General features: G+C 69.5%; 9 protein-coding genes. 6 read left to right on the forward strand and 3 right to left on the reverse strand.

Going from position 1 to position 9,527, the window contains the following annotated elements:
• Both BST11_RS16855 and BST11_RS16860 read left to right on the forward strand, forming a co-directional pair.
• The gene (locus BST11_RS16855; protein ID WP_083139071.1) at positions 1–717 is read left to right on the forward strand and encodes an acetoacetate decarboxylase family protein; all 717 of its coding nucleotides are present in this window, start codon (positions 1–3) and stop codon (positions 715–717) included.
• Positions 714–1,925, forward strand: a complete 1,212-nt coding sequence (locus BST11_RS16860; protein ID WP_083139072.1) for a cytochrome P450 — start codon at positions 714–716, stop codon at positions 1,923–1,925. The genes BST11_RS16855 and BST11_RS16860 overlap by 4 nt, the downstream gene beginning before the upstream one ends.
• Before the next feature lie 67 nt (positions 1,926–1,992).
• Here BST11_RS16860 and BST11_RS16865 read toward each other — a convergent pair whose 3' ends face one another.
• Together BST11_RS16865 and BST11_RS16870 are read right to left on the reverse strand one after the other, a co-directional pair.
• Positions 1,993–2,832: a hypothetical protein gene (locus BST11_RS16865; RefSeq protein ID WP_083139073.1), complete on the reverse strand. Its 840-nt coding sequence runs from the start codon at positions 2,830–2,832 to the stop codon at positions 1,993–1,995.
• Positions 2,833–2,963: 131 nt separating this feature from the next.
• Positions 2,964–3,785, reverse strand: a complete 822-nt coding sequence (locus BST11_RS16870; RefSeq protein WP_083139074.1) for a crotonase/enoyl-CoA hydratase family protein — start codon at positions 3,783–3,785, stop codon at positions 2,964–2,966.
• A 64-nt stretch (positions 3,786–3,849) separates the two neighbouring features.
• Between BST11_RS16870 and BST11_RS16875 the strand changes: the two genes are divergently transcribed.
• Genes BST11_RS16875 through BST11_RS16890 form a run of 4 tightly spaced genes read left to right on the forward strand, consistent with a single transcriptional unit; the run spans position 3,850 to position 8,691 of the window.
• Positions 3,850–5,514, forward strand: coding sequence for an acyl-CoA synthetase (locus BST11_RS16875; protein ID WP_083139083.1), 1,665 nt, complete (start codon positions 3,850–3,852; stop codon positions 5,512–5,514).
• Between the two features lie 5 nt (positions 5,515–5,519).
• Complete coding sequence (locus BST11_RS16880; protein ID WP_083139075.1) at positions 5,520–6,296, forward strand: fructosamine kinase family protein; 777 nt, start codon at positions 5,520–5,522, stop codon at positions 6,294–6,296.
• 23 nt (positions 6,297–6,319) lie between these two features.
• Entirely contained in the window at positions 6,320–7,144 is an 825-nt protein-coding gene (locus tag BST11_RS16885; RefSeq protein WP_083139076.1) for an amidohydrolase family protein, read from the forward strand.
• Positions 7,141–8,691 (forward strand): acetolactate synthase large subunit, encoded by a 1,551-nt coding sequence (locus BST11_RS16890; RefSeq protein ID WP_083139077.1) that lies wholly within the window; start codon positions 7,141–7,143, stop codon positions 8,689–8,691. The genes BST11_RS16885 and BST11_RS16890 overlap by 4 nt, the downstream gene beginning before the upstream one ends.
• Here the strand turns inward: BST11_RS16890 and BST11_RS16895 are convergent.
• Positions 8,677–9,375: a serine hydrolase gene (locus BST11_RS16895; RefSeq protein WP_083139078.1), complete on the reverse strand. Its 699-nt coding sequence runs from the start codon at positions 9,373–9,375 to the stop codon at positions 8,677–8,679. The two genes, BST11_RS16890 and BST11_RS16895, sit on opposite strands and share 15 nt — an antisense overlap.
• Positions 9,376–9,527 lie beyond the last annotated feature (152 nt).

Consider the following 9,527-nt stretch of genomic DNA (forward strand, 5'->3'; position numbering starts at 1 on the left):
ATGACAGCCTCGCAGCACACCATCGCGGGCACGGTACTCACGATGCCGGTGAAGATCCGCAGGGCAAACCAGCACATGGCGATGTTCTCGGTCGACGCCAACGCCGCGCAGCGGCTGATCGACTACAGCGGCCTGCGGGTCTGCCGCTACCTGCCGGGGCGCGCGATCGTGGTCCTGATGTTGATGCACTACCTCGACGGCGACCTGGGCCAGTACCACGAGTTCGGCACGAGCGTGATGGTCAATCCCCCAGGGTCGGACGCCAGCGGGCCCCGGGCGCTGCAGTCCGCCGGCGCCTTCATCCACCACCTGCCCGTCGACCAGGCGTTCACGCTGGAGGCCGGCACCAAGATCTGGGGCTACCCGAAAGTCATGGCGGACTTCAACGTTCGCGAGGGGCGCCGGTTCGGCTTCGACATCAGTGTGGACGGACAACTGGTGGCCGACATGGAATTTCGCCGGGGCCTGCCGTTCAGCCTGACCCCGCGCACCCAGGCGCAGCGCTCGTATTCGCACCGCGACGGGGTCACCCGCGAGACCGGCTTCGAGCACACGCTGGAGGGGGTGCGCACGCGGTTCGGCGGCGTGCGTCTCCGATTGGGCGACCACCCCTACGCGAAAGAGCTGGCGTCGCTTGGCCTTCCGAAGCGCGCGCTATTGTCGAGCTCTGCCGAGAACGTCCAAATGTCATTCGGCGACGCCCAGGAGATCCCATGACGGTGCCTTCAACGACTTCAACGACCAGACCCGACGTCGACCTGACCGACGGCACCTTCTACGCGGGGGATTCGCGGTCCGTCTACCGGTGGATGCGGGAGAACGAGCCGGTCTTCCGCGACCGCAACGGGCTGGCCGCGGCGTCGACGTACCAGTCGGTGATCGACGCCGAGCGCAACCCCGAGCTGTTCTCCAACGCCGGCGGCATCCGTCCCGACCAACCGGGCGTCGAGATGATGATCGAGATGGACGACCCGCAACACCTGTTGCGTCGCAAGCTCGTCAACTCCGGTTTCACCCGCAAGCGCGTCAAGGACCTGGAATCCAAGATCACGGCGCTGTGCGACACGCTGATCGACGCGGTGTGCGAACGGGGCGAGTGTGACTTCGTCTGGGACCTGGCCGCGCCCCTGCCGATGGCGGTCATCGGCGACATGCTCGGCGTGCGTCCCACCGAACGCGAGATGTTCCTCAAGTGGTCCGACGACCTGGTCAGCTCCCTGAGCAGCACGGCGGCGCAGGAGGACATGCAGGTCACCATGGACGCCTTCGCCGCCTACACCGAGTACATGATGGGCATGATCACGGCCCGCAAGTCCGAGCCCACCGACGACCTGGTCAGCGTCCTGGTGCATGCGGAGGTCGAGGGATCGCGGCTCGAGGACCACCAGATCGTCACCGAGGTGCTGCTGCTGCTGATCGGCGGCGACGAGACCACGCGCCACACGCTGTCCGGCGGCACGCGCCAGCTGCTGCTGCACCCCGACCAGCACCGGCGCCTCGCGGCCGACCTCAAGCTGCTGCCCAACGCGATCGAAGAGATGCTGCGCTGGACCGCCCCGGTGAAGAACATGGCCCGCACCGTCACCGCCGACACCGAGTTCCACGGCACGCCGCTGCGCCAGGGTGAAAAGATGATCCTGCTGTTCGAGTCGGCGAACTTCGACGAGAAGGTCTTCGACGACCCGGAGAGCTTCAACATCGGGCGCTACCCGAACAACCACCTCGCGTTCGGTTTCGGGACGCACTTCTGCCTGGGCAACCAGCTCGCCCGGCTCGAGCTGTCGATCATGCAGACGCGCCTGCTGCAGCGCCTTCCGGACATGCGGCTGGCGTCGGACGCCGCCCTGCCGCTGCGCCCGGCCAATTTCGTGTCCGGGCTGGAGAAGATGCCGGTGGCGTTCACGCCGGGCGCGCCGCTCTCCTGACCCTTCGCGCAGCTTTGCGCCGAGCGTGAAACTGTTGCGAAAAATTGGCGGAAGATTCGCAACAGTTTCACTTTCGGCGGGCCCAGGCCGTTGCCAGCCGCGCCAAAATGCCGCCCGGCGTATCACCGGCCGTGACCCTGATCGTGATCCAACCGAGTTCGGGTAGCGCTTCGTAGCGCTCGACATCCCGGCGGATTTGGCGGGGATCGGTCCAGTGATGGACACCCTCGTACTCGAGCGCGATTTTGACGTCTTCCCAACCCATGTCGACGACGGCGACGATCTCCCCGTATTTGCCGTAGACCGGTATCTGGGTCTGCGGCGGCGGGTAACCGGCCTCGATGACCAGCAGCCGCAGCCAGGTTTCGCGGGGTGACTGGGCGCCTGGATCGACGAGATCCAGGGCGCGCAGCGCTCTGCGGACGCCTCGGCGTCCCCTATAGCGCTCTGCAAGTAGCTCCACGTCGGCCATCTTGAGGTGGGTCGCTCGGGCGAGCGCATCGATCAGCGCGACCGCTTCGTCGAGGAGATACCGGGACGCCAGGTCGAGGGCGGTGCGCGCCGGCGTCGTCACCGGCATCCCGCGGCGTATCGCGATCTCGTCGTGCTCGATGCGATCGGCCCAGATGCGGATTGTTTTGGGCGCGTGCCGATTCCGGTAAATGAGTTCGGCGGGTGCGTGCGCGTCAACCCATTTGGCGCCGTGTAGCGCCGAGGCGTAGCGACCGGCGATGACGCCGCGCCGCCGCGACCACAGCCATGCCGCCTCGGCGCGCAGCACAGCAGTGATCTCGGTGCCACGGGGTATGTAGACGTCGCGGTGGACTGTCACGAACCTGCTGCGCAAGGCGTACGGTGTCACACGACCGGACGCGACGGCCTCGCTACCCAAAAACGGCTCTCCCATGCGCGGGAGTGTGCCGGGGAGGACCGACACTTCACCGAACGTGAAACGGTTGCGAAAAAACGGCGAAAAAATCGCAACAGCTTCACGCTCGGCAAACGTGCACGTTCGGCGCAGTGGGGGCAGAGGGGAGGCTAGCGGTTCTTGAACTGCGGCTTGCGCTTCTCGGCGAACGCCCGCGGGCCTTCCTTGGCGTCGTCGGACAGGAACACCTGGATGCCGATCTGGGTGTCGATCTTGAAGGCCTCGTTCTCGTGCATGCCCTCGGTCTCGCGGATCGCCCGCAGGATCGCCTGCACGGCCAGGGGCCCGTTGTTCTCGATGAGCTCCGCGATCTCGAGCGCCTTGGCCAGCGCCTGCCCGTCGGGCACCAGGTAGCCGATCAGCCCGATCTCCTTCGCCTCGGCGGCGCTGATGTGTCGTCCGGTCAGCAGCAGGTCGCAGGCGACCGTGTAGGGGATCTGGCGCACCAGCCGCACCGCCGAACCGCCCATCGGGTACAGGCTCCACTTGGCCTCCGATATGCCGAACTTGGCGCTCTCGCCGGCAACGCGGATGTCGGTGCCCTGCAGGATCTCGGTGCCCCCGGCGATCGCGGGTCCCTCGACGGCGGCGATCAGGGGTTTGGTGAGCCGTCGCCCCTTGAGCAGCGCGTCGATCCGCGACGGGTCGTAGCTGCCGTCCTTGAATGACTCGCCCGGCGGCTTCTTGGTCGCCGCCTTGAGGTCCATGCCGGCGCAAAAGTAGCCACCCGCCCCGGTAAGGATGCAGCAGCGGATGTCGTCGTCGTTGTCGACGCGGTCCCACGCCTGCACCATGATCTCCATCATTTCGGTGCTCAGGGCGTTGCGGGCGTGCGGCCGGTTGAGGGTGACGATCAGGGTGTGACCCCGCTGCTCGACGAGCGCGTCTGGTTCGGTGGACCCGGTCTGGTCATTTGCTGGAGTCTCGGCCACGGCTACCGCCTTTCGGTCGACGTTGGGGGCGAGCTTGTCAAGAAATGTAACACGTTCTAATTTGGTGGCCGTGGCCCTGAATATCGCCGACCTCGCTGAGCACGCCATCGACGCCGTGCCCGACCGTGTCGCCCTCATCTGCGGCGACGAGAAGCTGACCTACGCCCAACTGGAGGAGAAGGCCAACCGCCTCGCGCACTACCTGATCGATCAGGGGGTCAAGAAGGACGACAAGGTCGGGCTGTACTGCCGCAACCGCATCGAGATCGTCATCGCGATGCTGGGCATCGTCAAGGCCGGCGCCATCCTGATCAACGTCAACTACCGCTACGTCGAGGGCGAGCTGCGCTACCTTTTCGACAACTCCGACATGGTCGCGCTGGTCCACGAGCGCCAGTACTCGGACAAGGTCGCCAACGTGCTGCCGGACACCCCCAACGTCAAGACGGTGCTGGTGGTCGAGGACGGCTCTCGCGACGACTTCCAGCGATACGGCGGCGTCTCGTTTTACGACGCTATCGCGCAGGGCTCACCCGAGCGCGACTTCGGCGAGCGTCTCGGTGGGCGGAGCGCCGACGACATCTACATCCTGTACACCGGCGGGACCACCGGCTTCCCGAAGGGCGTGATGTGGCGCCACGAGGACATCTACCGCGTGCTCTTCGGCGGAACCGACTTCGCCACAGGCGAATTCGTCAAGGACGAGTACGACCTGGCCAAGGCGGCCGCCGCCAACCCGCCGATGATCCGCTACCCGATCCCGCCGATGATCCACGGCGCCACCCAATCCGCGACCTGGATGTCGATATTCTCGGGCCAAACCACCGTGCTGGCACCGGAATTCAACGCCGAAGAGGTGTGGCGGACCATTCACAAGCACAAGGTGAACCTGCTGTTCTTCACCGGCGACGCGATGGCCCGGCCGCTGCTCGACGCGCTGCTGGCGGCGCAGGAGAGGGGCGAGGCCTACGACCTGTCGTCGCTGTTCCTGCTGGCCAGCACCGCCGCGCTGTTCTCCCCGAGCATCAAGGAGCGCCTGCTGGAGCTGCTGCCCAACCGGGTCATCACCGACTCGATCGGCTCGTCGGAGACCGGCTTCGGCGGCACCAGTGTCGTCGCCGCGGGCGCTCCGCACAGCGGCGGTCCCCGCGTGACCATCGACCACCGCACCGTCGTGCTCGACGAGGACGGCAACGAGGTGACGCCCGGCTCGGGCGTGCGCGGTTTCATCGCCAAGAAGGGCAACATCCCGGTCGGTTACTACAAGGACGAGAAGAAGACCGCCGAAACGTTCAAGACCATCAACGGCGTCCGCTACGCCATCCCCGGGGACTGGGCCGTCGTCGAGGAGGACGGCACGGTCACCATGCTGGGCCGCGGCTCGGTGTCGATCAACAGCGGCGGCGAAAAGATCTACCCCGAAGAGGTCGAGGGCGCGCTGAAGGGCCACCCCGACGTGTTCGACGCGTTGGTGGTCGGCGTGCCCGACCCCCGCTACGGGCAGCACGTGGCCGCCGTCGTGCAGCCCCGGCCGGGCGCGCGCCCATCGCTGGCGGAGCTGGACAGCTTCGTGCGCTCCGAGATCGCGGGATACAAGGTGCCGCGCAGCCTCTGGCTGGTCGACGAGGTAAAGCGTTCGCCCGCAGGCAAACCCGACTACCGCTGGGCCAAGGAGCAGACCGAGGCGCGCCCCGCCGACGACGTGCATGCGAGCCACGTGACAACCTGAGCGGTGTGACGGATTTCGTCAAACGCCACCCGCACGCGCCCGCCAGCTACTTCGCGTGGGAGGCGGCCGGATTGCGATGGCTTTCCGGCGTCGACGGCGGCGTGCCGTGCGCGCGGGTCGTTTCCGTCGACGCGACCAGCCTGACGCTGCGGCGGCTCGATTCGGCGCCCGCGACCCCCGAGGCGGCCCGTGAGTTCGGCGGGCGGCTGGCCGTCACCCACGACGCGGGGGCCGCGGCCTACGGCGCGGGCCCCGACGACTGGGACGGGCCCGGGTTCTTCGGGCCGCTCTCGCAGCCGTTGCCGATGTCGCTGCGCCGGCACGGCCGCTGGGGCGATTTCTACGCCGAGGAGCGGCTGGCGCCGATGGCCGGGCTCGCGGCGGATCGGCTCGGCGCCCCGACCCGCGCCGCGATCGACGCCGTCATCGCGCGCTGTCGCGCCGGCGACTTCGACTCCGACGACGACGGTGACCGACCCGCGCGGCTGCATGGCGACCTGTGGTCCGGCAACGTGATGTGGACGCCCGGCGGGGTGGTGCTGATCGATCCGGCCGCGCACGCCGGCCATCGCGAGACCGACCTGGCGATGCTCGCGCTGTTCGGCTGTCCGCACTACGACGACATCCTCGACGGCTACCAGCGGGTGCGGGCGCTGAAACCCGGGTGGCGCAACCGAATCGGGCTGCACCAGCTCTTCCCGCTGCTGGCGCACGTGGTGCTGTTCGGTGGCGGGTACGCGCGGCAGACGGACGCCGCCGCCCGCGCCGCGCTGGCCGCCTGAGCGGCGGCTACTGTTGGTCGGTGATGACCATCGACGTCTGGATGCAGCATCCGACGCTGCGATTCCTGCGCAGCGACATGCTGGCGTCCCTGCGGCGCTGGACCGGCGATTCGATCCCCGACGCCGACATCCCCATCGAGGCCACCCTCGAGGCGATGGATGCCGCCGCCGTCGACGTCGGCCTGCTCAGCGCGTGGCGCGGCCCCAACGGTCAGGACCTGGTGTCCAACGACGAGGTCGCCGAGTGGGTTCGGTTGCACCCGAAGCGGTTCGCCGGGCTGGCGGCGGTCGACCTGGACCGGCCGATGGATGCCGTCCGCGAGTTGCGGCGCCGGGTGGGCGAGGGGTTCGTCGGCCTGCGGGTGGTGCCCTGGCTGTGGAACGCCCCGCCCACCGACCGCCGCTACTACCCGCTGTTCGCCCAGTGCGTGGAGTCGGCAGTGCCGTTCTGCACGCAGGTCGGTCACACCGGCCCGCTGCGGCCATCGGAGACCGGGCGGCCGATCCCCTACATCGACCAGGTGGCGCTCGACTTTCCCGAGCTGGTCATCGTGTGCGGTCACGTCGGCTACCCGTGGACCGAGGAAATGGTCGCCGTCGCGCGTAAACACGAGAACGTCTACATCGACACCTCGGCCTACACGATCAAAAGGCTGCCGGACGAACTGATCAGGTTCATGAAAACCGGTACCGGGCAACGCAAGGTGTTGTTCGGCACCAACTACCCGATGATCACCCCGGCCCACGCGCTGGCCGGACTGGACGGGCTCGGGCTCAGCGACGACGCCCGCCGAGACTTCCTGCGCGACAACGCGCGACGCGTTTTCGGACTGGAGGACAACAGGTGAACGGCGCTCAGGCCCTGATCAATACGCTGGTCGACGGCGGCGTCGACGTGTGCTTCGCCAACCCGGGCACCTCGGAGATGCATTTCGTGGCCGCGCTCGACGCCGTTCCCCAAATGCGCGGTGTGTTGGCACTTTTCGAGGGCGTGGCCACCGGCGCGGCCGACGGCTACGCGCGCATCGCCGACCGGCCGGCCGCCGTGCTGCTGCACCTGGGCCCCGGATTTGGCAACGGGCTGGCCAACCTGCACAACGCCCGGCGCGCCCGCGTGCCGATGGTCGTCGTCGTCGGTGACCACGCCACCTATCACAAAAAGTACGACGCCCCACTGGAATCCGATATCGACGCGCTGGCCGGCACCGTTTCGGGATGGATGCGCCGCAGCGCGGACACCGCCGCCGTCGCCTCCGACGCCGCCGAGGCGATCGCGGCCAGCCGGTCCGGCGCGCAGATCGCGACCCTGATTCTGCCCGCCGACGTGTCCTGGTCCGACGGGGCGCAGCCCGCCGCGACGGAGCCCGCGGCCCCGGCCGGGGCGGACCCGGCGTCGGCGGCCGCGGCGCTCGAGGTGCTGCGCTCCGGCGAGCCGACGGTGCTCATGATCGGCGGCGACGCCACCCGCGGGCCCGGGCTGGTCGCCGCGGCGCGGATCGCCGCGGCGACCGGGGCCCGGTTGTTGTGCGAGACGTTCCCGACGCGGCTGGAGCGCGGCGCGGGCGTCCCGGCCGTCGAGCGGCTGGCCTACTTCGCCGAGGCCGCCACCGCCCAGCTGAACGGCGCCAAGCATCTGTTGCTCGCCGGCGCCAAGTCGCCGGTGTCCTTCTTCGCCTACCCGGGCATGCCCAGCGACCTGGTGCCGGCCGGCTGCGAGGTGCACGCGCTCGGGGGGCAGAGCGGTGCCGCAGCCGTTTTGGTGGCGCTGGCCGACCGGCTGGCGCCGGACACGGTCGCGCCGGTCGCGGCCGCCGCGCGCCCGCAGCCGCCGACCGGGCCCCTGACGTCGGCGGCGGTGGCCGACGCGATCGGGGCCCTGCTGCCGGAGCGGGCGATCGTCGTCGACGAGGCGAACACCTCCGGGGTGCTGCTGCCGCAGGCCACCGCGGGCGCGCCGGCACACGACTGGCTGACCCTGACCGGCGGGGCGATCGGCTACGCCATCCCCGCCGCGGTGGGCGCGGCGGTGGCCGCGCCCGATCGCCCGGTGCTGTGCCTGGAGTCCGACGGGTCGGCGATGTACACGATTTCGGGGTTGTGGACCCAGGCGCGCGAGAACCTCGACGTGACCACCGTGCTCTACGACAACGGCGCCTACGACATCCTGCGGGTCGAGCTGCAACGCGTCGGCGCCGGGTCGTCGCCCGGGCCCAAGGCCCTCGACCTGCTCGACTTGTCCCGCCCCGCACTGGATTTCGTCAAGATCGCCGAGGGCATGGGCGTCCCCGCGCGCCGGGTGACCACCGCCGAGGAATTCGCCGACGCCCTGCGCGCCGCCTTCGCCGAAACCGGGCCACACCTGATCGACGCGGTGGTGCCGTCACTGCTGGGCTAGTTGCGGCACGCGCTCGAATAGCCATTCCGCCACCGCGTTGAGGGCGGACACCCCGGTGTCGAAGGTGGCCGCCTCGGCGGCCACCGCCACCCCGAGGTGCCCGGAATCCGTTGGCACGGCTCCGAACTGCCGGACCAGGTAGCCGTCCGCCGCTCCCGGGCCCCAGCCGCCCTTGGCGGCAACGCCTTTGGCGGCCAGGCCCCAGCGCTGGGCGGCGACGAGTCGGCGCATGAGGTCGACGACGCCGGCCGCTTCGCGGAGTTCCGGCAGGTGCGCGGCGAAGCGCGCCTGGTCGGCCAGGGCCCATCGGGTCTGGCCGAACGCGGTGAACCCGGGGCGAAGTCGCCGAGATTCGACGACGGTGGCGGTGTCACCGGCTTCGCTGACGACGGCCTGCACCTGCCGGGCGGCGTCCGCGGGCTCGCCCAGCTGCGACCACAGGCGTTCCGATGCCGGGTTGTCGGATTCGGTGATGGCCCTGACGACGAGGTTCCGGGCGCGAACGGGGTCGCGGCGCAACGCCGCGATCGCCAACGGCACCTTGATCGTCGACCACGCGACGCCGCACGACCATCGGCCCAACGAATACGTCAGATCCGGAAGAGCGACCGCGGCGCCGATGGTGGCCGGGACGGTGGCGGCCAGCTGGTCGAAGCTCGCGTCGAGGTGCGGCGTCAATCTCAGGCCACGCCGCCCGCGCCGGCCGTGCCCCCCGCGCCGCCGGTCCCGCCGGTCCCACCGTTGATGCCGGTGCCGGCGTTGCCGCCGTTGCTCGTGCCGCCGGAACCGCCTCCGCCGCCAAGGTTGCCGTTGCCGGCCGCCCCCCCGCTGCCACC

This window comes from Mycobacterium alsense (assembly GCF_002086635.1).
GTDB classification, from domain to species: Bacteria; Actinomycetota; Actinomycetes; order Mycobacteriales; family Mycobacteriaceae; genus Mycobacterium; species Mycobacterium alsense.

Coding starts and splice junctions, on each gene's coding strand:
- BST11_RS16885 (WP_083139076.1), top strand. CDS start 6,320: ATGACCATCGACGTCTGGATGCAGCATCCGACGCTGCGATTCCTGCGC.
- BST11_RS16860 (WP_083139072.1), top strand. CDS start 714: ATGACGGTGCCTTCAACGACTTCAACGACCAGACCCGACGTCGACCTG.
- BST11_RS16865 (WP_083139073.1), bottom strand. CDS start 2,832: ATGGGAGAGCCGTTTTTGGGTAGCGAGGCCGTCGCGTCCGGTCGTGTG.
- BST11_RS16855 (WP_083139071.1), top strand. CDS start 1: ATGACAGCCTCGCAGCACACCATCGCGGGCACGGTACTCACGATGCCG.